The sequence below is a fragment of the Haloarcula japonica DSM 6131 genome, assembly GCF_000336635.1.
Taxonomy (GTDB): domain Archaea; phylum Halobacteriota; class Halobacteria; order Halobacteriales; family Haloarculaceae; genus Haloarcula; species Haloarcula japonica.
The window spans coordinates 338,924-362,315 of sequence record NZ_AOLY01000042.1; the positions used below are offsets into that span (position 1 = coordinate 338,924).

Annotated in this window: 24 protein-coding genes; 12 read left to right on the top strand and 12 right to left on the bottom strand. The window is 59.7% G+C overall.

Annotation, left to right across the window (positions count from 1 at the left end):
• The first annotated feature begins 35 nt into the window (after nt 1-35).
• A complete protein-coding gene (locus C444_RS19540; protein ID WP_004594826.1) occupies nt 36-1,163 on the top strand; it encodes a CobW family GTP-binding protein in 1,128 nt (375 codons plus the stop codon).
• 16 nt (nt 1,164-1,179) lie between these two features.
• Here the strand turns inward: C444_RS19540 and C444_RS22485 are convergent, their stop codons facing one another.
• The 3 genes from C444_RS22485 to C444_RS19550 form a co-directional block, all read right to left on the bottom strand.
• Nucleotides 1,180-1,341: a hypothetical protein gene (locus C444_RS22485; protein ID WP_004594827.1), complete on the bottom strand. Its 162-nt coding sequence runs from the start codon at nt 1,339-1,341 to the stop codon at nt 1,180-1,182.
• A gap of 61 nt (nt 1,342-1,402) precedes the next feature.
• Nucleotides 1,403-2,560, bottom strand: coding sequence for a glutathione-independent formaldehyde dehydrogenase (locus C444_RS19545; protein ID WP_004594828.1), 1,158 nt, complete (start codon nt 2,558-2,560; stop codon nt 1,403-1,405).
• A 159-nt stretch (nt 2,561-2,719) separates the two neighbouring features.
• Nucleotides 2,720-3,571, bottom strand: a complete 852-nt coding sequence (locus tag C444_RS19550) for a CPBP family glutamic-type intramembrane protease (protein ID WP_004594829.1) — start codon at nt 3,569-3,571, stop codon at nt 2,720-2,722.
• A gap of 558 nt (nt 3,572-4,129) precedes the next feature.
• Here C444_RS19550 and C444_RS19555 point away from each other — a divergent pair.
• Both C444_RS19555 and C444_RS19560 read left to right on the top strand, forming a co-directional pair.
• Entirely contained in the window at nt 4,130-5,428 is a 1,299-nt protein-coding gene (locus C444_RS19555) for a S8 family serine peptidase (protein WP_004594830.1), read from the top strand.
• A 64-nt stretch (nt 5,429-5,492) separates the two neighbouring features.
• Nucleotides 5,493-6,104 (top strand): ArsR/SmtB family transcription factor, encoded by a 612-nt coding sequence (locus tag C444_RS19560; RefSeq protein WP_004594831.1) that lies wholly within the window; start codon nt 5,493-5,495, stop codon nt 6,102-6,104.
• Between the two features lie 194 nt (nt 6,105-6,298).
• Here the strand turns inward: C444_RS19560 and C444_RS19565 are convergent, their stop codons facing one another.
• Complete coding sequence (locus C444_RS19565) at nt 6,299-7,660, bottom strand: DUF7827 domain-containing protein (RefSeq protein WP_152420835.1); 1,362 nt, start codon at nt 7,658-7,660, stop codon at nt 6,299-6,301.
• A gap of 348 nt (nt 7,661-8,008) precedes the next feature.
• Between C444_RS19565 and C444_RS19570 the strand changes: the two genes are divergently transcribed.
• Nucleotides 8,009-8,287, top strand: a complete 279-nt coding sequence (locus tag C444_RS19570) for a PRC-barrel domain-containing protein (protein ID WP_004594833.1) — start codon at nt 8,009-8,011, stop codon at nt 8,285-8,287.
• An 887-nt stretch (nt 8,288-9,174) separates the two neighbouring features.
• Here the strand turns inward: C444_RS19570 and C444_RS19575 are convergent.
• Nucleotides 9,175-10,050 (bottom strand): hypothetical protein, encoded by an 876-nt coding sequence (locus C444_RS19575; RefSeq protein ID WP_004594834.1) that lies wholly within the window; start codon nt 10,048-10,050, stop codon nt 9,175-9,177.
• A gap of 128 nt (nt 10,051-10,178) precedes the next feature.
• Between C444_RS19575 and C444_RS19580 the strand changes: the two genes are divergently transcribed.
• A complete protein-coding gene (locus C444_RS19580) occupies nt 10,179-10,646 on the top strand; it encodes a metal-dependent transcriptional regulator (protein ID WP_004594835.1) in 468 nt (155 codons plus the stop codon).
• Between the two features lie 121 nt (nt 10,647-10,767).
• Here C444_RS19580 and C444_RS19585 read toward each other — a convergent pair whose 3' ends face one another.
• Both C444_RS19585 and C444_RS19590 read right to left on the bottom strand, forming a co-directional pair.
• Complete coding sequence (locus C444_RS19585) at nt 10,768-11,376, bottom strand: class I SAM-dependent methyltransferase (protein WP_004594836.1); 609 nt, start codon at nt 11,374-11,376, stop codon at nt 10,768-10,770.
• The gene (locus C444_RS19590) at nt 11,373-11,885 is read right to left on the bottom strand and encodes a molybdopterin-dependent oxidoreductase (RefSeq protein ID WP_004594837.1); all 513 of its coding nucleotides are present in this window, start codon (nt 11,883-11,885) and stop codon (nt 11,373-11,375) included. The genes C444_RS19585 and C444_RS19590 overlap by 4 nt, the downstream gene beginning before the upstream one ends.
• Nucleotides 11,886-12,189: 304 nt before the next feature.
• Between C444_RS19590 and C444_RS19595 the strand changes: the two genes are divergently transcribed.
• The 3 genes from C444_RS19595 (at nt 12,190) to C444_RS19605 (ending at nt 14,498) form a co-directional block, all read left to right on the top strand.
• Entirely contained in the window at nt 12,190-13,254 is a 1,065-nt protein-coding gene (locus C444_RS19595; RefSeq protein ID WP_004594838.1) for a DUF2249 domain-containing protein, read from the top strand.
• 67 nt (nt 13,255-13,321) lie between these two features.
• On the top strand, nt 13,322-14,032 hold the full coding sequence (gene ric, locus C444_RS19600; RefSeq protein ID WP_004594839.1) for an iron-sulfur cluster repair di-iron protein: 711 nt from the start codon (nt 13,322-13,324) through the stop codon (nt 14,030-14,032).
• A 205-nt stretch (nt 14,033-14,237) separates the two neighbouring features.
• A complete protein-coding gene (locus C444_RS19605) occupies nt 14,238-14,498 on the top strand; it encodes a hypothetical protein (protein ID WP_004594840.1) in 261 nt (86 codons plus the stop codon).
• Between the two features lie 67 nt (nt 14,499-14,565).
• On the opposite strand, the gene C444_RS19610 is transcribed toward C444_RS19605, so the two are convergent.
• Complete coding sequence (locus C444_RS19610) at nt 14,566-15,156, bottom strand: TetR/AcrR family transcriptional regulator (protein WP_004594841.1); 591 nt, start codon at nt 15,154-15,156, stop codon at nt 14,566-14,568.
• A gap of 178 nt (nt 15,157-15,334) precedes the next feature.
• Between C444_RS19610 and C444_RS19615 the strand changes: the two genes are divergently transcribed.
• From C444_RS19615 to C444_RS19625, 3 genes are all read left to right on the top strand, one after another.
• Nucleotides 15,335-15,934 carry a TetR/AcrR family transcriptional regulator gene (locus tag C444_RS19615; protein WP_004594842.1) on the top strand — a complete coding sequence of 200 codons (600 nt, stop codon included), beginning with the start codon at nt 15,335-15,337 and terminating at the stop codon, nt 15,932-15,934.
• The gene (locus C444_RS19620) at nt 15,934-17,403 is read left to right on the top strand and encodes an MATE family efflux transporter (RefSeq protein ID WP_004594843.1); all 1,470 of its coding nucleotides are present in this window, start codon (nt 15,934-15,936) and stop codon (nt 17,401-17,403) included. The genes C444_RS19615 and C444_RS19620 overlap by 1 nt, the downstream gene beginning before the upstream one ends.
• Before the next feature lie 76 nt (nt 17,404-17,479).
• Nucleotides 17,480-18,163, top strand: coding sequence for a class I SAM-dependent methyltransferase (locus tag C444_RS19625; RefSeq protein ID WP_004594844.1), 684 nt, complete (start codon nt 17,480-17,482; stop codon nt 18,161-18,163).
• On the opposite strand, the gene C444_RS19630 is transcribed toward C444_RS19625, so the two are convergent.
• The 3 genes from C444_RS19630 to C444_RS19640 all read right to left on the bottom strand — a co-directional run bounded on the left by C444_RS19630 (nt 18,160) and on the right by C444_RS19640 (nt 22,153).
• On the bottom strand, nt 18,160-18,831 hold the full coding sequence (locus C444_RS19630; protein WP_004594845.1) for an AIM24 family protein: 672 nt from the start codon (nt 18,829-18,831) through the stop codon (nt 18,160-18,162). The genes C444_RS19625 and C444_RS19630 overlap by 4 nt on opposite strands.
• 153 nt (nt 18,832-18,984) lie before the next feature.
• On the bottom strand, nt 18,985-21,438 hold the full coding sequence (gene ppk1, locus C444_RS19635; RefSeq protein WP_004594847.1) for a polyphosphate kinase 1: 2,454 nt from the start codon (nt 21,436-21,438) through the stop codon (nt 18,985-18,987).
• Nucleotides 21,439-21,442: 4 nt separating this feature from the next.
• Nucleotides 21,443-22,153, bottom strand: coding sequence for a metallophosphoesterase family protein (locus tag C444_RS19640; RefSeq protein WP_004594849.1), 711 nt, complete (start codon nt 22,151-22,153; stop codon nt 21,443-21,445).
• A 179-nt stretch (nt 22,154-22,332) separates the two neighbouring features.
• On the opposite strand from C444_RS19640, the gene C444_RS19645 reads away from it, so the two are divergent.
• Nucleotides 22,333-22,971, top strand: coding sequence for a DUF3267 domain-containing protein (locus tag C444_RS19645; RefSeq protein WP_049909637.1), 639 nt, complete (start codon nt 22,333-22,335; stop codon nt 22,969-22,971).
• A 110-nt stretch (nt 22,972-23,081) separates the two neighbouring features.
• Here the strand turns inward: C444_RS19645 and C444_RS19650 are convergent, their stop codons facing one another.
• Nucleotides 23,082-23,327: a hypothetical protein gene (locus C444_RS19650; protein ID WP_004594851.1), complete on the bottom strand. Its 246-nt coding sequence runs from the start codon at nt 23,325-23,327 to the stop codon at nt 23,082-23,084.
• Nucleotides 23,328-23,392 lie beyond the last annotated feature (65 nt).

The window sequence follows — 23,392 nt, forward strand, 5'->3', positions numbered from 1 at the left end:
GATTTATTACCTGTTGACACTTGTGTTGTGATAGCATGTCCGATACTGGCTCGGATTCGGTTCCGATGACTGTCATCAGCGGACCCCTAGGTGCGGGGAAGACGACGCTGGTCAACAGGCTGTTGAGCGACCCTGGGGACAGACGAATCGCCGTCGTCGTCAACGACATGGGGGAGATAAACGTCGACGCCGAACTCATCTCGGACGAGGCAGATACGGGAGATGAGGGCGTCGTTGACCTCTCGAACGGCTGTATCTGTTGTCGGCTCCGGGACGACCTGGTCACAGAGGTGACCCGACTCGCGGAGGAGCGGTCCTTCGATTACCTCGTCGTCGAAGCCTCCGGGATCAGCGAACCGATTCCCATCGCACGAACGTTGACAGTCGGCCCGGACGGGGGCGACCCGCCGGACGGGCTGCATCTGGATACGACGGTCTCGGTGGTCGACGCCTACGGTTTTTGGAAAGCGTTCGACCCCGAGGAGTCAATTCCGGACGCTGCGCCCGACCCCGAGCGGCCGCTCACGGAGGTGCTGGTCGATCAGATCGAGTTCTGCGACGTCCTCCTCCTGAACAAGTGCGACATGGTCCCCGACGATGCGCTTGATTCCGTGGCGGCCGCGGTCAGAACGCTCCAGCCCCGAGCAACCGTCCACAGAACGACCTACAGCGAAATTGATCCCGGCGAAGTGCTCGGAACTGGCCGGTTCGATTTCGAGGCCGCTAGACGACAGCAGGGGTGGAAGCAAGCCTTAGCGGAGTCTGATACCGAAGGGGGTCACGGAGGCCACGATCACGACGGCGGGGTGTCGGCGGCTGCGGCCCACGGCGTGGAGTCGTTCATCTATCGGCGAGACACGCCGTTTCACCCCGGTCGATTCGACGACTGGCTCGACGACTGGGACGGCGATATCGTCCGCGCCAAGGGCTTTGCGTGGGTCGCCAGCAGGCCGCAAACGGTACTCGGCATGAGTCAGGCCGGTCCGTCGGTCCAGGCAGGCCCCATCGGCGAGTGGGGTGACGACGACCCGTCCACGCGACTCGTCTTTATCGGGCAGGAGATGGACGAGGACGCCATCGTGGCCGAACTCGACAGCTGTCTGATCACCGACGACGAGCGAAACCAGACGTTCGATAGCGATCCGTTTCCGCGTGAACGGTGACCGACGGCAGTCCCTATCAGGTCGCGCCGTAGCCGACTTCCTCGCGGAGTTCGTCCCACGACTCGTGGAATCCGTACGTCGACTCGGACTCGCCCCCCATCGCAGTCTGATAGACGTCGTCGTAGGACAACAGCTGCGTCCAGCCGTCGTGGAACCGATAGCTACAGTACTGACACATAGCTGGGCATACGCGGCAGTAGCCCGTATAGCTATCGCAAAAAAGGGCGATAGGTCCGGTGTTAGGGCTCCAGCAGCACCTTCGTGACGCCTTCTTCGCGGTTGTCGAAGGCCTCGTACATCTCGGGGGCGTCTTCCAGGCCGACGCGGTGGGAAACTACCCAACTGGGGTCGGCGCGCCCCTCGATTATCAGGTCGCGGAGCTCCCGGTTATAGGACTTGACGTTACACTGCCCAGTACCGAGCGCCTGCCCTTTCTCGAAGAGCAGCCCGAAGTCGATACCGAGACGGCCCTGTGCGGCCATATCGTCGGGCGCGCCCGGGTCCTCTGGGACGTAGAGCCCGGGGATCCCGAGTTCGCCGGTCGGTTTCACCGTCCGGATGAGGTTGTTGATGACGACGGCCGGGTTCTCCCGCGCCGGGTCGTACGCGTCGTCGCCTTGCTTGTCCGGGTCGATGGCCTGATAGCCGACTGCGTCGACGCCCTTGTCGACACCGCCGCCGTGTTGCTCTTTGATCTGTTCGACCGGATCGCCGTCCTCGAAGTTGATCGGCGTCGCGTCGCAGTGTTCTTCTGCCAGTTCCAGTCGGCTGGGTACGCGGTCGACGGAGTAGATCTCCGCTGCACCTTTGATCTTGGCGCTGTACGCGGCCATCAGCCCGACCGGACCGGCCCCGTAGATAGCCACCGAGTCGCCCGGTTCGAGGTTGGCGAGTTCTGTCCCGTGCCAGCCTGTCGGGAAGATGTCCGCGAGCAGGGAGAAGGCGTCCTCGTGCTCGTCACCGTCCGGGAGTTTGAGCGCGTTGAAGTCCGCATAGGGGATGCGGAGCTTCTCGGCCTGCCCGCCTTTGTACGGTCCCATGGCGACGTACCCGTAGGCACCGCCGGCGAAGCCGGGATTGACGTTCGTACAGAATCCCGTGTACCCGTTCTCGCAGTTCTCACAGAAGCCACAGGCGACGTTGAACGGTGCGACGACGCGGTCGCCCTCCTCCAGTGACGAGACGGCCTCGCCGACTTCAGTGACGATACCCATGTTCTCGTGGCCGAACACGATACCGGGTTCCGCCGCCGTCCGTCCCTCGTACATGTGGAGGTCGGACCCGCAGATACAGGTCGTCGTAATATCGATGAGTACGTCGTTCGGGTGCTCGATCTCCGGTTCGTCTACCTCTTCGACGGCCACGTCCTTCGGCCCCTTATACACTACAGCGTTCATTGACATTGGTTAGCACAACCATATATTCCATAGAATAGCTGTCACTTATAACTAGTTAATCATAATGTATTATTTGGGGTGAACGGTAGCGCAGTTCGGGTTGCTCCGTACCGGTCGGTAGTATGAACGTATGCAGCGGGCCCGGACCCCCACCGAACCCTACTCCCCGGTCGAGGCAGACATCTCCCGCCGAGATCTGGTAAGCGGCGAGCTGTCGTCCCCTGACAGACGAACAGTCAGGTAGACCAGCGCAACCATAACAGTGTTTTCGAGCACGCTAACCACCAGATGTAGCTCGGATGGGACAGTCACCTTGACAAGGAACGGCGGGTGATTCATCGACGCATGGAACAGCGCGACGAGCCAGAGGTTACCTGAGAGCGCGTACACGCTCCCGTAGGCAAGACCCATGACCGTCAGTCCGAGGAGCCTGACTGCAAGCCCGGAGCTAACGCCGTGCCCCGATGCGAGAAACCACCGCGGGAGGTGAAACAGGGCGAACAGGACCGCGGCAAGGCCGACACCGGACAGCACTGCGCGATGAGTCGTCCCACCAGCCAGTCTCGTGAATTTCTGCTGTAGGTACGTACGGAAGAGGAACTCTTCCGGGATCGCAGTGAACAGAAGCGAACTGAAAAGCGCCGCGAGATACAGCAGCGGGTGGGCAGCAGTTCTCGATAGCGAGGCTTCGAACCCTGAGATACCACCCGTCGCGAGGGCGACCGCAACAAGGTTGTACAACCCCCAGAAAACGATGACCACCCCAATCACAGGTGCCAATGTGCGAACAGGCGGGAGCAGAGAACGCGGTGAGACAGTCTCTATTCTGAGCGTACCAACCGTGAGTGCGACGATGAAGACACCCCAGATCATTCCCAAGACGGGCGGCGGCGATGCGCTGGGTGAGATGGTCACCAGTCCGGAGAGGATGACAATTACCAGGAGATACGTTACAACGGGAACCAACGGCCCGCCGCTGAATCTCGGCAGGCCAATATCAGGGCGCAACATCCAGTCGGAATCCGATTGCCGACCCAAAATTATCTTTCATCTCGCAGTCCGGTACAAACCTGTCGACGATGAGTGCCGAGTATGTGAGTTGGCTACAATCCACATTCCTCGACGTTTAAAACCAGTTTTTAGTCTCTGGTAGCTTTAGTATGCTCCCGACCAACAGGTCAAACGCCGGCGACCGCCTGAGACGGTTCCCGGCTGCCAGCGCCCTCCACGTGTGCCGCCGGTTTCCACGAATCGGAATCCATCCCAATCCGGTTGTCCACACGACAACGGGCACAACCCCCTCCCCGTTGTCGATTGCTCAATTAACAGTACGTTGGTACGACAGTTGGGAGCCATACTACAGACCGAAAGTAACGATGAAACGACGTGTACGCCGGTTAAACTGTTGCTATATGAATGTGCGTGTGTCGGTTTTCACAGGCGACAGGTTCTGCGAGATGTATCACCGACTAGCCGGGAATTTCGGCACGGCACTTGATACCCAGGCAGTGTTCGCTGAGAGACCGATGCTCCACATACCGACGGGAGTATCACGGCAGGTGGTCGGCAGTGCGTGATCGGACTGTACTGCTACTGGCCGTCGTCGCAATCGTATCGCTCACCGGTAGCATCGCACTGCTCGCAGTGACGGGACCAACGGACTCCCGCCCGGATAGAGCCGACGCATCAGTATCAGTGTCAGACGGAGCAGCCGGCCGGTTTGCACGTCTCCACGCGGCCGGGGTCACAGGTTCGAACGTCTCGGTCGGCATCGTCGATCCGACAGGATTCGACACGGAGTCCGAAATGATTGCCGGACAGGTCACCGAAACACGGAGCTTCGGCGGTGAGTCCGTAGACGATACCCGGGAAGCACACGGGACCGCGACGGCCGCCGTCGTGTCACGGACCGCACCGGACGCCGCCCTCTATCTTGCTAGGGTCGACAGCGTCGACAGTTATCGACAGGCGGTCGACTGGCTGGTCCGGGAGAACGTCGACGTGATCGTCGCACCTGTGTCGTTCTACGGCCAGCCGGGCGATGGAACCGGGCCAGTCGCCCGAAGCGCGACGCGAGCGACAGAGCGTGGGTCAGTGTTCATTGCTCCAGCCGGTAATATGGCGCAGTCCCACTGGTCAGGGCAGTACACGACCGCGGTCGTCCAGAATCGGACAGTCGCGTTTACAAACGAGAGTCAGAAGAACTACATCCGGGGTGGGACCGAAATCACCGTCTGGCTCTCGTGGGAGCGGAGCCACGGAGACGAGGAGTACACGGTCGAGCTGTATCGGACGAACGGCACCGACTCCCGTCTCGTCGCCCGCTCACAACCCTACCGCGGCGACGACGTGCCAAACGGGCGAATCGTTGCCGACGTCAGGCCCGGCGACTACTATCTCGTGATTCGTGGGCCGCCGTCGCCGACTGGCGCACGGTTACGGCTCGTCTCGCCGACACACGACCTCCAGCATACGTCGGCTCGAAACAGCATCGTCGCTCCGGGGACGGCCCAGGAAGTCATTACTGTCGGGGCATACAACAGCCGTGTCGAACAGCTCGAACCATTCAGTTCCCGCGGCCCGACAGTCGATGACCGGACCGGTGTCGACATCGTGGCTCCGGACAGGCAGTTCGCCGCTGCCGCACCTGATGGCTTCGTCGGCTCTTCGGCTGCAGTCCCGTATGTCGGCGGAACCGCGGCCCTGATGCTAGAGGCAAACGAGTCGCTATCGCCACGCGAAACAGAGCGCCTGCTGGAACAGACCACGAAAGACGTGGGCCGGCCGAGACTCGACAACGAGACCGGCCACGGAGCGGTCCGTCCAGTCCGTGCAGTCCGGAGTGCACAGAATCGTACCGACGGTTAAATCTCGTTTTAAGCCAGCCACAGGGCTTTGAGGGGGCCCGTATCATGTATCTGATAGTGACGCTATGTCGAGTCTCATCGAAACAATACAGGAGCGGACCGGGACAGCCGACGAGTCACCGCGAGTACTCGATGTTTCGGAGAACGAAACCGATGACGTGCTGGATGCGCTCGCTTCGGACACCAGCCGGTCGCTGTTCCGCACACTGTACGACGAGCCGGGAACGCCCTCCGAGATAGCGGACCGGTGTGACACGTCGGTCCAGAACGTCCACTACCACGTTTCGAACCTCAAAGACGCAGAGCTCATCGAACCGGTCGAAACAGTGTATTCCGCGAAGGGCAACGAAATGACCGTGTACGGTCCGGCGAGCGATCCAATTGTGCTGGTCGGCGACCACGACCTTGCACCGCGCATCCAGCAGTCGATGAGCAACGTTATTACAGGGATAGGACTCATCGGCTTTGCGAGTCTCTTCGTCCAGTGGGGCGCAGAGAGACTGGCGGACGCAACCGCCGGATCCGAGGTCCTGGCTCCCGCAAGTCCGCATGTAGGGCCAGTCAGTGGAACCAGCACGCTCGCATGGTTCGTGTTCGAAGTCGTCGAGCCGGGCGTGCTGTTTTTCTGTCTCTGCATTACCGTTCTCGGTATCGCTGCGCTACTAACTGACGAGTGACTGCGAGCGAGACGGCGCAGCAGAATGACAGTGCTACCGTGACCGATTTGCAGGTAAAAACCCACAGTTCACCGACATAGATCCCGACGCTGCAGTCGTAGGTAGATTGGTGGGAACGCCTCCGACCATGGAAGCCGCTTTATACACTTTCGAGATAGTTTCAAAAACTGTGTGTGTAGACGACGGTCCCGAGATCAGTTCATAACGGATCGAAGGCAGATACCAACGCCAACGACAGCGAGCGCCCCACCGACAGCGAGAGCGCCGGCACCGATACCGAAGTCATCAGGCTGAGACTGCTGTGCGGCCGGCGTTTCGCCGGTAACTGAATCGACGCCGTCAGAAGACGCGTCTGTAGATGTGGTGTTCCCATCTGTGATGCGCAGCGATCCGACCGTGTCGGGCTGCCCATCGGCTACCTCAGTCCCACGGTACAGCGACAGCTCGTAGGTGCCCGTGGCGAGTGGTGAATCGAGGGCGACCTCCGAACCGGATTCGACCGATACGGCATCGGCGTCCGCGGCGGTTTCGAGGGTGGGTTCGTCGTGGCCAGCCGCCGTGGTATCAAACAGGAGAACGACACTATCATCGCCGTTCCCGTCACGGACGGTCGCGTTGATCTCGTAGTTACTCTCCGGGCCTCCGATAGAAATGGTGGCCACGTCAGCGGTCGCGAGGACGACAGGGATTCGAGCAGTCCCTCCCTGCCGCCCTGTGACTACTGATTCCTCCAGCCCGAAGTCGGCCGACTCCTCGACCTCGAACTGCTCGCTTGTCGTCCCGTTGGCTTCGATGATGATCGTTCCGACAGTCGGTCTCCCGTCAGTCGACTGCCCATCGAACACGCGGTACGAGTACGCAGCGGCGGCGAGCGTGGACGAGAGGTCCGGCTCCGACTCGGTCACGGTCAGCGAGTCACCGTCATCCGCCACGCTGAGCGTCGCTCCGTCCGTACCGGCGGCCGCAGTATCGAAGAGAACCAGCACCTCGCCGTCATCGTCGTCGTCACTGACGGTCGCGTTTATCCGGTAGTTAGCCGCCTCGCTACCAATGGAGAGCGTTTTGATCCCCCCGTCAGTCATTGAGACCGGAATCTCGGCGGTGTCACCCTGGGAGACCTCGGCGACGTTTTCGCCGTCATCGGTCGATTCCGGAGTCTCTATCTCCGGTACCGGATCAGTACAGTTGCCGTCACACGGGGCGATAGTCTCAGTGCGTTCAAACAGCTTGTCGCCGTCGGCATGCGCGGACAGTTCGTAGGATGTGTTCGCTGGAGGGCGCGACAGATCGAACTGGGCGACGAACGTCCCATTGGGCTGTACTCTGACCTGCCTTTGGTAAAGGAACGGGGTCGATTGGTTTTCAGACAAGACTCTGACCGTCATTTCCGTCCCAGGTTCCAGTGTGGTCTCCCCGGTGACCACCTGTTGTTGGTCGGCGTGCAGCGGGAGGCTGTCCTCTGAGACCGTGGCTTGCTGCTCCGCAGCGACAAGCCCCGGACCCGTCGCCGCTGCAGCGATAAGCACCGTGACCAGCGCTACCGACCGAATGCTCACAGAATCACCTCCCTTGGTGCAGGCAACTGTCCGTACGTTTGAGGGCGATACTGCCAACAGTACCGTGTCGCAGGTGGAGGGCAATTCGCTGGCATACAGTTAGCGGTTACGCCGGGACTGAAAAAGCCCCAGCGATAGGTTAAAACTACGTTGAACTCGGTAATGCTACTCAGATCGGAGCGTCGGCGAGGGCGTTCTGAGGCAAACGGTGTTTCTATTGTGCCGTTTCGGCGGGAACGATGTTCATGCCATCAACATATTCAGTCGTTTTGCAATAAGAAACGATAGGACGCGGAGAGTTGGAAGAGATGCAGTAATTTTATGGTAATTTCGTGATTATTGACCAGTATGCGAACGGTCCTCGCAAACCAGCTCTCCAATGTCCGGGTCGTGAGTACCGATGGCCGCGAAGTCGGCACACTGCAAAACATTACGATCGATACAGCTACGGGAGAACTTCAGACTATTGTCATCAACAGCGACATTCAGGAGATATTCGGCGTTGAGCGGGATTCCGATGGCGACATTCGACTGCCGGCATCCCTCATCGAATCGATGCGGGATCACTTGACCATTCAGCCGCCTGCAGAGCAGAGTGTTACAGGCGGCGATACTGTGGACTCGTAACCCGTCGGCCGTTCAAACGATTCGGGTCGAAACGGATACAGTTGTTAGGTGAGCGTCTACAATTATCTTCTGATGATGAGTACGAACAGTTGTCCAGCTTCAAACTTGCCGTTAACTGTTCAAAACCCGCCGTTTCGTCGTTCAAAGCCGCACGTTGGAGAATCCGATCAGTGTACGTATATACCTCAAAACGTCTTCGGCGGCAGAGTTCAGTTCCGTCGGGACGCTAAGTCGTCGTTTTTTGAAAGTATGCAGACTAGAAGACGTTTGACTAAACGATGTCCCCGCCTCAGTCGGCGGAGCCCGAGTCATCGTCGAGGGGTTGTCCTCGACCAGTCACAGCTACTTCGGTAGTGGTCTGTCAACGCAAACACGAACAGGTTCGGACGAATACTCTTTTTTACAAGTAGCCGAAGGAGCTTATGGAAGTACTATCGCCTGCACAGAACTATCCCGGCGTTGTCCTCGGTATCCTCTGTGCTGGTATCGGAGCTGTGTTGCAGGGTGTCGAAAGTAGCGTTCTATGGGGCCTTATCGGGTACTTTGTGGGCAAATCGATACAGAGTACGCTCTGGACTATTACCGGCGAGCGGACCTCGTGATCCGAAGACAGTCGCGCGAAATGCCGCCTCAGCCGTAGTGGAAGTCCTGTTCGAGGGGGTCGGTGAGGTCGGGGTTGGCTCGTCGAACATCAGAACTCGATTCGACGGCCGATGTCTTGTGCGTGAGAGTGAGAGAAACTGGCGGAAGTTATGGCCACAGAGCGGTGGTTTCCACGGGGACAAACCGGGGAGTCTACAAGTCTCCGCACTGCGGAAACGGTTCCCAAAACGGTCGTGAGCGCGAAACCGTACCAGTCGTGCAGCTAATCAGAGCCGTAAGGCCGACTACCCGTTTCGTTTGAAGCTAGCGGCCACCATTGCGGTCAAGACGGCGAGGACAAGCAGTTTGGTGCCGACGAGGAGGCCGATTGGGGAAGCGAGCAGCGCCGGAGCGGACAGCCCGATAAGACCGGCAGTCTGGTAGATGCCGGTCACAAACACGACCGAGATAGCGACGGGGAGGTGTCGGCGGAACGCGTGTGCCTGTGGTTTCAAGGCCTCGCCAGCATCGGGTCGAGACCGTACTGTCGGCAAGACGACGAAGTTGTGCCAAATCGCACCGCCGAACCATAGCGAGAACGCGCCGACGTGAGCGAGTCGGACCCCCCAATCCACGAGTGTCGTCCCCGTTTCCAGCCAGGCGAATCCAGCAAGCGAAACGAGGCTAGCGAGAAGCAGCGTGGACCGAACCGACACCGTCCGGCGAGTCAGCGAGCCGTCAGCAATACCTCTGATACCGACCCAGAGAACCAAGCCAGAGATAATGCCGATACCGAGAGCCACACGGCCGGTTCCGAACTGGCCATCGCGGACACCGAGACCGAGATGGACAAGCCCGGAGAGAACGAATCCGACAACTGCGATTGTTTTGATCCGTTGCCACCGGTGCGTGACAGCCCTGTACGTGTCGTCCTCGGCGAACTCGGACCGGTCGAAGAGAGCGAGTCGCCAATAGAGCCCACCGACAAGGACACCGAGCGTGGCGAGAGTTGCCCACTTAAATACCCGAACCAACACTGGGGCAGCCAGATTTGCGACCCAGATACCAGCCAGCGACCCGCCCAATAACAGCCCCAAAACGATCCGCGGCTTGAGGACCTGTACCGGAACGGTACGGCCAAGCAACGAGATCGTGCTGTTTTCGCCTTCTCCCGTACCCATGAGCAAGCCATTTTTAGGCCCCCCTAATCATAACCCTGGGGCCGGAGATGTTCGGTCGATTTCGTACCCAAGACAGAGCGAAGGGGTTCGGGACTACACTTTCCGCAATAGCTGAGAGACCAAGACATATGTCCTCAGAATCGCAAACAGGACCCGCTTCGTCGCTCACACCGTCGGTTTCCGATATCGAGCGGAGTGCAGGCCGTTATCTCTTCGCCGTCTCTGTTCTCTCGGAATCTCCCACGGAGCGGGTTTCGACCGGAGAACTGCAGGAGTTCTTGAACGTGACCCCAGCCAGCGTCACGGAGATGGTGTCGAAACTCGACGAGCGGGGACTGGTGGACTACGAAAAATATCAGGGAGTAACGCTCACGGATCGAGGAGACGCTCTCGGCACGGAAGTCGGCTGGCGTTTCTGCGTCGTTTCCACCTTCTTCGAATCGGTGTTAGATACGACCCTCGACGACCAGACGGCGTTCGATATCGGCTTCCTCCTCCCGAAAAACGCTGTGTTTCGTCTCCGAAGGCGCGTGGACGGAGCGTGTCTGGGCCTCTGTCCAGAGGTAGACAGCGGTGGCGAACAGTGCGTTCCCTAACCAGGGAATGTTTGTAATGTCTACACTCGCTATCGAGTCCAGTCTAACTGTCCCGTCAGCGGACTGAATCGATACAGTCGGGTCGCTGATGATCCGGAATTGGTCGAGTACGGACGGACACTCACGCCCACTCGATTTCCGGATAGGTCTGGGAGTGGCCCGAACTGTTCCGGGCGAGGATTTCGGCGACGGCGCTCCGACGGTCGTCGTCACGGCGCTCGGTCCGCTCAGTGTAATAGAGAACCGTCAGGTCCAAACAAGCATGGAGTAGCTCGTTCGCGGCAAACCGATAGCGGTCGCTATCGGACCCACCGTCGATATCGGCGTCGGTTCTGAGATGATGCTGCACGAACAGAATTCCATCAGTAGCCAGCGACTCCGTAATATCCGGCAGTCGGTCGACAGCGCGGTAGAAGCTGCTAGTGATAAGATCGTATGTCTCCGGTGGGAACCCGTAGGTCCCGACGTCCCCCTGGATCCAGTTAATCCGGTCATCGACCCCACGGTCGCTGGCCTTCTCCCTCGCGATTCGCAGTCCCACTCTCGATTGATCTATCGCATCGACCTGGTAGCCCGCTGTTGCGAGAAAGACGGCGTTACGGCCCGTCCCAGTCGCGATGTCGAGTGCCCGTCCGTCCGGACAGGTATCGAGGTATCGACGGAGAACCGGAGAGGGATCCGGATCCGTCGGATACTCGCCAGTTCGGAACCGCTCGTCCCACGTCGTCATTTGTCCGCCTGGCCGAGGCGCCCGAGCGCAATTTCTTCGGCGGTGTCTTCGTCGGCAGGAGCACTGTGAGTGAGTTCGAGCGCTGTTACCCACTTGACGCTCTCCCAGCAATCCGACTCGGCGTCGGTGGGTACCAATCTGGCCGGTCCGCCGTGCTCGACAGGCAGCTCCTCGCCGTCTAGTCCCACCGCGAGCAGGGCATCAGCCGCGCGGTCTCTCAGGAACGAGCACGCGTAGTCACCGTCCATCGCGTGGACCAGCACGTACCCGTCTTCGACCGTCGGCTCAGCCTGCTTCAGTATGGAATCGACGCGGATTCCTCGCCAGGAAAGGCCCTCTGCGACCCATCCCTGGACGCACTCGAAGTCCTCGGAGACTGTCTCGGCGGGGTACTGCGAAAGCTCCGTTTGCTCGATGTGGAGCGGGTGTGAAACTGCCCCAGTGACCCGGAGCGACCACTCACTGGGGTCGATTTCATCTGGCACGTCGTGTGTTTGCAGGGCTGTCATCGTCTCAGTTATCCGCGTGTGGTGAGTCGATGATACTCGTTGTCGGAGCCTGCCAATCCAAGGACGATTCTGTCGTGTTGGTCGCAGTCATAGTGGCATGTCATCGTACAACAAGTCAGCGGAAGAACGTGACGGCGAACGTATTAGCGAGCGGATCCGAGCGGCCCGTTCTCAGTCTCGAACCGGGTACGACAGTGACGGGATACCTGACTGGTTGCCGTCCAATCGGTGGAGTGAACGGGACGCTGCCGAACCCCTTCGGGACAGGTGACATCAGTCTACTTGTGTACCATCCAGTATAGAGATGCCAGCAGAGATTCAGTTGCGAGACCAGTCGGAAGGAGAACGCCGTGAACAGCTCTTCGACGTACTGTCGGGAGCCGAGGTCGGTGATACCATCGAAGTCGTGGCCGACAGTGATATCGATCCCCAACTGGTGCGCTACCAGTTGGAACAGGACCGGTCGCTGGAGTGGGAATACGCAGATCCCGACCGGGAGCCGCGAGAGCTCCAAGTGACCGTCGGCGAGCCGCTCGGGGACGAGTCGCTACCCACAATCGACGTCCGTGACCTGAAGCCACAACGGCGACACGAAGCGCTTCTGGAGATCTTCGACGGTCTGGCGGCAGGTGAAGGGTTCGTCCTCGTCAACGACCACGACCCCAAGCCGCTGTACCACGAGCTCAAATCAATGCATGGGGACGTAATCGAGTGGGACTACGCGAGTCAGGGCGGCGGTGAATGGCGGGTCGAGATCGTCAAGACCGGCGACTCCGAGGCCTCCGATGAAGACATCGTTACGCGGTACGACGTCCGCGAAATCCCCAAACAGGAGCGCCATCCGACGATCCATCACCGATATGGAATGATACCCGAGGGCGGGACAATGGAGCTCATCGCCCCGCACGAGCCGCGGCCACTGCAACGGGAGTTCAGACAGCAGTACGGCGACGCGTTCACCTGGGAGGTCGTCGAATCGGAGCCCGGCCGCTGTCGCGTCCAGGTCACGAAGACCAAGAGTACGGACGAGTCCGGAGATTCGGATGCCGCTGCCGATGACGTGTCGGCAGCCCCGTCTGACGACGAGTCACTCAATGTCACCGAAGAACTCGATGTCAGAGATCTCCCGCCAGCACAGCGACACGAGCAGATCTTCGAGGCGTACGCTGAACTGGACGCCGGGAGCGGATTCGTCCTGGTGAACGACCACGACCCCAAGCCGCTATACCACCAGTTCGAGGCCGAGGCGGGCCCGGAGTTCCGTTGGACCTACCGCCAGCAGGACCCCGGCGAGTTCAGAGTTCTGATCGGAAAGGCCGAGACGACCGTCGACGAGTCAGTTGACGAAGAGACGGAGGTCCCGTTCTAACCATGCTCATTGACCTAAACTCCGGGCACAGAGCGCTCCCAGCAACGAACGCAAGTAACAGCTACCAATGACTGCACCAATCGATCCGGACCGACCGCTCGGCACACTCGTCAGAGAGAACCCGGCGTTCGCTCGCGTTTTCGAATCAGTCGGACTCGATTTCTGCTGTGGCGGTGACCAGACGCTCCGGACAGCCTGCACCGAAGCAGACCTTGATCTCGATACCGTCCGAGAGCAACTGCACGGAGCGCGCCGACAAAGCGAAGACCGCGGAGGCGAATGGGAATCGATGACTGCACTCATCGAACACGTCGTCGATAGCCATCATCAGTACCTCCGCGAGGAACTGCCCGCTCTGGAACAACTCGCTGAGAAAGTCCGGAGCGTCCACGTGGAAGCGCATCCGGAGCTGGCGGACATCGAGCGGGAAGTCCTCGAACTGGCCGAGGAGATGCATCAGCACACCACAGAGGAAGAACAGGACGTTTTCCCCGTCATCGAGAAGCTCGACAGAGGGGACGAACTCACAGGCGAGGAAAGAGCGCTTCTGGACGAGGCGCTCGCGGACCTCGAATCGGACCACGAAGCGACGGCCGAGTACCTCGAACGGATTGCGGAGCTGAGCGACGGGTACGCAGTCCCGGACGACGCCTGTCAGAGCTATCGGAGCCTGTTCGAACGACTGGAAACACTGGAACAGGACACACATATGCACGTCCACAAAGAGAACAACGTCCTGTTCCCGCAGGTGGAGTCACAGCTCGCGGGCCAAGCCTGACGGGTAAAAGGCCGATTGGCAGCCGTTACAGTAGCTCCTCCCCCTCTGAGGTTTGTCACCTAATCTGTTGGAGCTGTCGAACACGTTCGTGCAAATTATTTTCGGGTACCTGTTCGCAGTCGAGTTTGAATGTATTTAGGTAAGCCTAAAAACAGAGGACCGACACAGCCCAGAACACCCCTTCAGCCGTCACATAGGAGGTGCAATGGTCGTGATACGTGACCACATTCGGCATCTCCGTCACGTCATCGACGAACAGTCGCTCTCCATACGAGGTGGGATAACACTCGGAGCACTGCTCTCGCTTCCGATATTCGGAACTGGTGTCCGCATCCTGGGAAGTTCCCTCGGCCTCGGTCGACTCGTCGTTCCGTTGCTAGTCCTCGCGCACGTGCCGGCCGTTATCGCGCTGATTGCTCTCTGGTCAATAGGCTGTGACATCTGTGGACCCGAGGCTGCAAGCTAACGACAGCTGGTAGGACCACGCGATGCAGAGACAAGGCGGCTGAGCGGTAGCGGTCCAAGGTAACCGGTCACCGTAACATCGCGTCGGCGTACTCGCTCGCCGTCTGTCGGGCCGTTTCGAGTTCCTCAGTGTCGTCTAGCATCACGGCGCGGGTCCGAGCACCGTCGATGATCGTCAGCAGCGAATGGGTAACGTGATCCGCGTCGACGTCGCTGAACACTCCCTCGTCGATCCCGTGATTGACGACCGCCTTGAGCAGATAGCGAATGTACTCGTCGTTCTGGCGGAATCGGTCGCTGAACGCTTCCTTGTACGGTGCTTGACTCCGCATCTCTAGCAGGGCGACCGAGAGATCGGGGTTTTCCTGCGGTTTGACGAGCAGTTCATCGAGCAAGATTTCCAGTCGGGCTTCGGGGTCCGTCGTCTCGACATCGTGAATTGAATCGACGAACCGCTCCAGCAGATAATCGAGAAAGGCCGCAAGAAGGTCGTCTTTCGTGTCGTAGTAGTAGTGCACTGCAGCCGTCGATTTACCGTACTCGTCCGCGATCCGTTTTATCGTGAGATCAGCGTACCCGTGCTCGCGCAACGCCCGGTAGGTCGCCTGCATGATCTCCTCGGTCTGGTCCGAGAAGGTCCGGTCCGATGGTCCAGCCATTGTGTAAGGGTTTCACCCACGGTTGGATAACCGTTGTGACCCACATACCATTGTACACATAAATTATTGGTTAGTAAGTCATAATACGCCCGAATAAGGCTAATAATCGTCGATATCTCAGGCTGTGGACTCCAAAGCGTTTTTGACTAATCAGTTAGTAAGTTCTGTCACAGCCGCCATGGATGACGATACAGCTACCGAAATTCTCGAGGCGACGTACCGCGCCCTCTGCCAGCACGGGTACGCCGCGCTCACGGTCAAGGACATCGCTGCCGAGGCAGACCGGAGCAAAGCGTCTATTCACTACTACTACGACAGCAAAGAGAACCTCTTTACGGAGTTTCTGGACTACTTGTACGAACGATACACTGCAAAAATAACGGGAATCGACGGGAACACGCCGCGGGAAGAACTCGATTCGCTGTTGGATACAGTTCTCACTGATGGACGACGGACGCCTGGTCAGGAGTTCAGAACGGCAATACTCGAAATAAAGGCACAAGCTCCATACAACGACGCCTTCCGGACACAACTGGCCAGATTTGATGCCGCTCTCTTCGACCAGTTGCGGGAGATCATCGCGGCCGGCGTCGAAACTGGTGAGTTCGATGAAACAGTCGAGCCGACCGTTGCGGCGGAGTTCCTTGTGACGGCGATTACGGGTGCTCATACCCGGCACGTCGCCACAGACCGTTCGATAGACCGGTTCAACGAGACGGTCACGCGATACGCCGAGACACACCTCTTGGCTGATACACCGGTGGGGGCGACCCGCTAATGGGGATTCGAAGTCGCGTGAGTGCGCTGTTCAGAGGCCCCGAGGAGTTCGACCTCACGTCGGGTGGCATCGGGAAGCCGCTGTTTTTCCTCTCGATGCCGATTGTCATCACGAACCTCTTCCAGACCGCGTACAACCTCGCGGACACGTTCTGGCTCGGCCAGTACAGCACGGACGCGCTGGCGGCGATCAGCTTCGCGTTCCCGATGGTGTTTCTCCTCATCTCGCTCGGAATGGGGATATCCGTCGCCGGCAGCGTCCTCGTCGCGCAGTTTACCGGTGCAGGCGAGGAGCGTGAAGCAGAGTACGCCGCCTCACAGACGGTCACGTTCGCCGTCATCGTCTCGTTCGTTCTCGGCATCGGGGGCTATGTCGGCGTCGATACGTTTCTCAGCTTGATGGGCGCGTCCGAAGACGTCCTGCCCATGGCGACCAGCTACATGGAGGTCATCTCGCTCGGCCTACTGTTCATGTTCGGCTTCTTCGTCTTCGTCGCGCTCATGCGGGGCTACGGCGACACGATAACGCCGATGCTCGTCATGTTCGGCTCAGTAGTCCTCAACATCATCATCGACCCGTTCCTGATATTCGGCTGGACCGTCATCGAAAACGCACCGCTCGTCGGGACAGTCTCGTTCCCCGAGCTCGGGATCGAAGGGGCCGCCATCGCGACCGTCTTTTCGCGGGCGCTGGCGCTGATCGTCGGGCTGGCGATCATGTTCCGGGGGAACCGCGGCGTCCAGATTCACCTCCGCGATATGGCCCCGGACCTGTCGTATCTCCGCCGTCTCGTTCGCATCGGCCTGCCCGCCTCCATCGAAGGGACTGGCCGTGCGCTGTCGATGAACCTGCTGCTGGTCATCGTCGCGATGTTTCCGGACACGGTCGTCGCTGCCTACGGGATCGGGACGCGCGTGTTCTCGGTCGTCTTCCTGCCAGCTATTGCAGTCGCTCGCGGCGTTGAAACGATGACCGGTCAGAACATGGGGGCCAACAAACCGGACCGAGCAGCGAAAGCGGCCGGCCTCGCAGCGTCGGTTCTTTTCGGCGTGCTCACCCTGGCTGGAGTCCTCGTCTGGTTCACCGCCGCACCGATAGCCGACCTGTTCACGACGGACCCCGAGGTAGTCGAAATCACGACGCAGTTCCTCCGTTACGTCGCGCTTTCCTTCGGCTTCATCGGCATCATGCGGGCCTACACCGGGAGCTTCCGTGGTGCCGGGAAGACGCTCACCGCCGCGGCAATCTCGGTGTTGATGCTCGGGATCATCCGCTTCCCGATTGCGTGGTTCGCCGCTGTGCCGCTCGGCGAGACCGGAATCTGGCTGTCGTTCGCCGTCTCGAACGTCGCAGGGGCGCTCATCGCCTACGGTTGGTATCGACGCGGGACATGGCGAGACAGCAACCTCACCGAAGCCAAAGTCGATATTGACGAGACGGGCGTCGAGATGTCGGCGGATGGAGACTGACAGCAGTGGGTGGCGAGCGCGTGTGATACCCTTCGAGTGAACCCATATTTTCACGGAAGCCACCGTTACTACTGCTATGCCCACAGAACCGAACGCCAGTCAGAAGCCCTCGTCGCCGCTGTTTGCAGCTATCTACGATCCGGCCACGGCGCTCGTTGAGCGGACGCTCTTACGGCCACATCGTGAATACCTGGTAGCGAATCTGGATGGTACAGTTCTGGACCTCGGCGCTGGAACCGGCGCGATGTTTCCGTATTTCGAGAGCGTAGCGACCGCCTCGACCGAGTTTCACGCCATCGAGCCTGACCCGTATATGCGGCGGCAGGCAGCAGAGAAAGCGAAGGCGCAGGCCACCCCGGTCCGTATCGAGTCGTCACCGGCGGAAGCTCTCTCGTACGACGACGAATCCTTCGACATCGTCATCGCCTCGATGGTGTTCTGTACGATTCCGGACATCGAGTCCGCGGTGAAGGAGGTCGCCCGCGTACTCAAACCCGGCGGTGAACTGCGTTTCTTCGAGCACGTCATCGACGACGGATGGCGCGCTGGGCTACAGTCAGCGCTCGCACCACTCTGGAAACGACTTGCCGGTGGTTGTCATCTGACTCGACAGACGGGGACGCGACTCGTCGCGGACCGGTCGTTCGACGTCGTCGAAATCGAGCGACTCAACCTCGGCGTCACACCGATCCGCCCGTTCGTTCGGGGACGGCTTCGAAAGCGCTCGGTGTCTCCGCCGCGACAACGCAGCGGCCGTTAGCTCTGGCTCTGTGTGACAGACCCTTCCTCGTTGGGCTGGATGACGACGAACCCGTCGTCGCCGGTGAACTCCATCTGTATCGACTCACCGGAGGTCTGGCCGATCTCGAACGTCTTGTTCATCTCGATAGACGGCGAGAGGTTCGAACTCCATGCCACGGTAGCGTCCGGGTCGGTGAAGACCGGCGGCGTCATCACCAGCGGATCGCCGTGCGTTGTCAGCGCGACTTCCCCGGGACCGGTGAGGTACACGTTCGTCAGCCCACCGGCGGCCATGCCGGAGAGGCTGCCGACAGTGTTGATCTCGTAGTCAATAGTTGATTCGAACGCGAGCACGTCAGTGCCGTTGACCGATATCGACTCCTCGTTATCGAGGGCCAACACCTGTACCTTCTTGCCGTTCTCGGCCACGTAGAGATGACCGTTTCCTTCAGCTTCCATAACCGGTGTCCCTTCGCCGCTCACGGCCTCCTTGACGAAGCCCGTGATGCCGCCTTCCGCCGAGGACTTGCCAGTGAACGTAACCTCGCCGGTGTACGCGACCATCGACCCGGCTTTGACCATCACCGTTCCGTCGAGCGGGATGTCGAGCAGCCTGTTGTTCTCTTTCTGGAACCCATCGCCGCCGTCTTCGGGGGCGTTGGAGCGGACGAATTCCTGTAAATCCATAGCTACAGCGGGACATCGATAGGCTATGCTCATAGGCTTCGTGAAGGATGAAAACACATTTTGTGTGAAGGTATCGCATTCCGATGGGGCCGCGTAGCTACCGGACAGAGAAGATGCCGAAGATTGGTATAGCCGAATAGCTATTCCAAATAGCTACTCCGAATCGCTATACAGCCGTTCAAGGAGATCAGTAACGCCGGCTTTGGTTTTGAGGTAGCGCCGCTCCCCATCAGGTGTCCGGACGGCATAGTCGTATACGGCGCTATCTGGGATGTACCAGCGGTCGCCGTACGTCGAAAGTACCTCGGCGGTCTCTCCACCGTCTGTAACTTCAGAAAGGGTGTCAGCGGTATCTGTCGCCGCCTGTCGGATGCTATCGCCCGCGATACAGAGGTCGCCAGCTAGCGGATAGTCACCGGGAATTCCCGCGACGAGGTCGTCCGAACGACTGGCTTTCAACGCTTCACGCATCAGAACGTCCTGTGCGCTGATCACACGTTCGCCGTCGTCCGGGTACCGCTGGTGGTACTCACCGTCGCTGTCCATCTCCCAGAGCTTGCGGTTGTCCGAGAGGACGAGTTCGAGCGTGAAGCGGAGTTGGCGCTGGATTTCGGGGCTCGTGACGGGCGTGACGGCTTCGACTCGGTAATCGAGGTTGCGCGTCATCCAGTCGGCGCTGCCGATGTAGTACTCCGGTTCGCCCCAGTCATCCTCCGGGCCGGGGTCAGCCCGTGCGCCGTTCTCGAAGTAGAAGATACGGGAGTGTTCCAGAAAGCGGCCGACGAGCGAATACACCGAGATATTTTCGCTGATCCCCTCTAACCCGGGTCTGAGGCGGCAGATGTCGCGAACGATGAGATCGATGTCGACGCCGGCCATCGACGCGCGGTACAGTTCAGCGACGATGGCGGGGTCTTCGAGGCCGTTCATCTTTGCGACGATACGAGCGGGACGGCCGGCCTGTGCGTGCTGGGCCTCCCGGCGGATATACCGGGTGAACTCCCGGCGCATCGTCACCGGTGCGATGAGGAGTTCGCGGAACTCCTCGTCCAGCGACGGCCCGGTGAAGAAATTGAACACTTTGGTCAGGTCACGGCCGATATCGCGGTCAGCGGTCAACAGCCCGAGGTCGACGTATCCCTTCGCCGTCTCGGAATGGTAGTTCCCGGTCCCGATGTGAGAGTACAGTTCGACGCCGTCGTCTTCCTCCCGAACGACCAGCGCCGTCTTCGTGTGGGTCTTCAGTCCGACCGTCCCGTAAGCGACGTGAATACCGTTTTCCTCCAGTTTGCGCACCCATTCGAGGTTGTTCTGTTCGTCGAAGCGGGCCTTCAGTTCGACCATCACTGCGACCTGCTTCCCGTTTTCGGCGGCCGTTATCAGCGACTGGATTATCTGTGAGTCGCTTGCTGTCCGGTAGATGGCCGCTTTCACCGCCAGAACATCGGGGTCTTCGGCCGCTGCGGAGAGGAATCGCTGGACGGTGTCGGTAAAGTCGTGATACGGGTGATGGAGCAATATGTCGCCATCCTGAATACGGCGGAAGACGCTCGGGTCTGTCGTGTCCGGCGTCCCGAACGACTGCTGTCGGCGACCGTTGAGACGAGGATGATGCTGTGGCGTCCACTCGTCCAGCGAGAGGTCCGGCCGGTCAAGGTCTGTCAACTCCGCAAGGTCACGGTAATCCAGCGGCCCCCCAAGATCGTAGATTTCGCGTTCGTCGAGACCGAGCTGTGTCGCGAGCGTCGAGCGGATACGGGAATCGGCGTCGGCGGCAATTTCCATCCTGACGACCGATGCGAAGCGCCGCTGTTCGAGAACGTCTTCGACCATGTCGATGAGGTCTTCGGCGATCTCCTGGTTCCGGCGGACCTCCGCGTTGCGGGTCAGTCGGAACAGGGCTGTGTCGACGATTTCGACGTTCGGTAGCAGCAGGTCGAGGTTTGCACGGATGACCTCCTCAAGCAATACGTACCGCGTCTCGTCGCCGAGCTGGACCAGTCTTGGCCTGTTCGGCGGAATCTTGATGCGGGTGAACGTTGGGTCCTCGGCATTCGGATGCCGGGTGAGTACAGCAAGCGACAGCGACCGATTAGAGATAAACGGGAACGGATGCGCCGGGTCGAACGAAAGCGGCGTCAGCGTCGGTAACACGGATTCTTCGAAATAGGTTCGCAGTTCAGACTGTTCCACAGAGGAGGCGTCATCGTAGTCGAGAATCTTGATACCTTCCGCAGCAAGCGCGGGATGAATCGCATCGCGGTAGCAACGGGCCTGCGTCGCCAGCATCGGTTGCAGGGTTTCGTGGACCGCCGCCAACTGCTCCTCTGGCGTTCGACCATCCGGGGCCGCCTCGGTTACGTCGGCCTCTATCTGCTGTTTGAGGCCGCCGATGCGTTTCATCGTAAACTCGTCGAGGTTCCGGGTGATGATAGCGAGGAACCGGACCCGCTCCAGCAGCGGATTCCGTTCGTCCAGTGCCTCGTGGAGGACGCGCCGCTGGAAAGCGAGCGCACTCAGTTCGCGATTGAGATACAGCGATGGATCGGTCAGGTCGACATCCGCCGGCTCGTACGCGGGGATGGCGGGTTCGGAAGCGCGATCCATCGGCTCAGGTTGATGTCGGCGGGGCGCGCTCTGGGTCAACAATGCTATCGGACGACCGCTCTTCGTGGGTCGTCTCAGGGTCCACCGTGATGAACTCTGCCGTCGAGCACTGGTACGCCGTTAACTTCCCGCCGTAGACGCATCCGGTGTCGAGGCCGACCGCAGTAGGGGTCTCAAAGGGCTCGGAAAGCACCGTATGACCGAAAAAGATGCGTGGGTCATCACGGCGCGTTTCAAACCAGTACGGGCGGTCGTAGCTTCCGTTGGGGGTAAGCGAGCGCATATTCAGCAGTTCGGGCAGTTCGTGTTCCGCGATGGGCTTGCGGTGATCGACGCCGCCGTGGACGACCATCGAATCGTCCCACGATATCGCCGCCGGGAGCGACGCGATCCAGGAGAGATCGTCGTCAGTCAGCGACGGGATCGATTTGTGGCCGTCGATGAGTTTCTGTTCGTTGTTTCCCCGAACCGTGATGAAGTTCGGCGTTTGCCGGACGATGTCAACGACACCGGCGCTATCCGGGCCTTTGCGGACGAGGTCACCGACGAAGACCACGAGTTCGTCCGCGGCGGGGTCCAACCGGTTTAGGAGGCGTTCGAGCGTCGGGCGACAGCCGTGGACGTCGCCGACAACATAGATCTCCTCCCATTCATCGCTGTGAATTCGCTGGTGTGATGCGCCGAGATCCGGATGAAACGTCGGTGGTGAGACCATCTATGAGGAGCCGTTGATGATACGTCGGTGAATCTGGTATAGGCATTTTATATGACTGCTATATAGCAGTATGAGAGCGAACATATGCTCGCTTCCTACTGTTGCACCGACCAGCCCTCAGTTACATAGGGAGCGGGAATAGCACCCTGCTTTTTGAATAGGCCAGCAGAATCGCAGATATGCCAGCTAGCGATCACGACCCAGCCGATACGTTGCGCCCGGTGACGCCGCCGGGCTATCAGCCGCCCCGGTCGTTTCGATACTCACCAGTGGTACTGCTCGGGCTCGTGATGGTGCTGTTGCCCGTCGCCGCGGTAGTGTTCGGGTGGCTGCTCTGGTACGCACAAGGAACCGCACTCGATGCTGTCTTTTCAGTCGAGGAAACCGCCACGAGTATCACGTTCACGCTCACGTCCGGGCTTGTCGCGGTCACATTCGTCGTCGCCATTGTCGCAGTGACCGTTCTTCATGAGCTAGTACACGGAGTTGTCTATCACTGGTTCGGATACGACGTTTCGTACGGCGTGGCACCGCAACTCGGGGCGTTTTACGCGGCGGCGTTTCACCAGTTCCAGCATCGGACCCACAATATTATCGTTGGCATCGCGCCGCTCGTTGTACTCGACGCGTTGTTTCTTCCCATGTTGTTCGTCCCGATTCCGCTACTCGCGTTCGCAGCCTTCCTCGCCCTGTTGATCAATACTGCCGGCGCAGCTGGGGACCTCTACTTAGTCGCAACGCTACTCAGAACGCCCGCCGGGTCACTCATGTACGACAGCGATATCCGCCATTCGTACATGTTCTGTCCAGAAGCGTAGCCACCTCCGATCTGAAACAACGACAGTGTCACACCGGACTCGATGGGAGGCAGTCGCCGCTGTAGGCATTCGCCTGTGGATTGCAGTAATACGACTACGAGAGCCAGGAATCAGCTCTCAACGACATCTTTTGTGTTTTCGGCGTCCAACCCGAACAACAGACCGGCGAGAAACAGCAGTTCGTTACCCTGGTAGTACTGTTCAAGTACGAAGTTGACCAGACCGATATCCGGTGTGGTCGCCCCCAACAGCACCAGAACGAGCGCGAGCACGGCAGCGAGGCCGGCGACCCACCGGACGACGATACCCGAGAGCAGTCCCACTACGAAGACGACGACAGCGGTGAAGAGGGTCATTGCTCGCTCCAACGTGTCGCAGTCGTTGGTCTAACAACAGTGGGTCCCATAGGGGACACAACTCT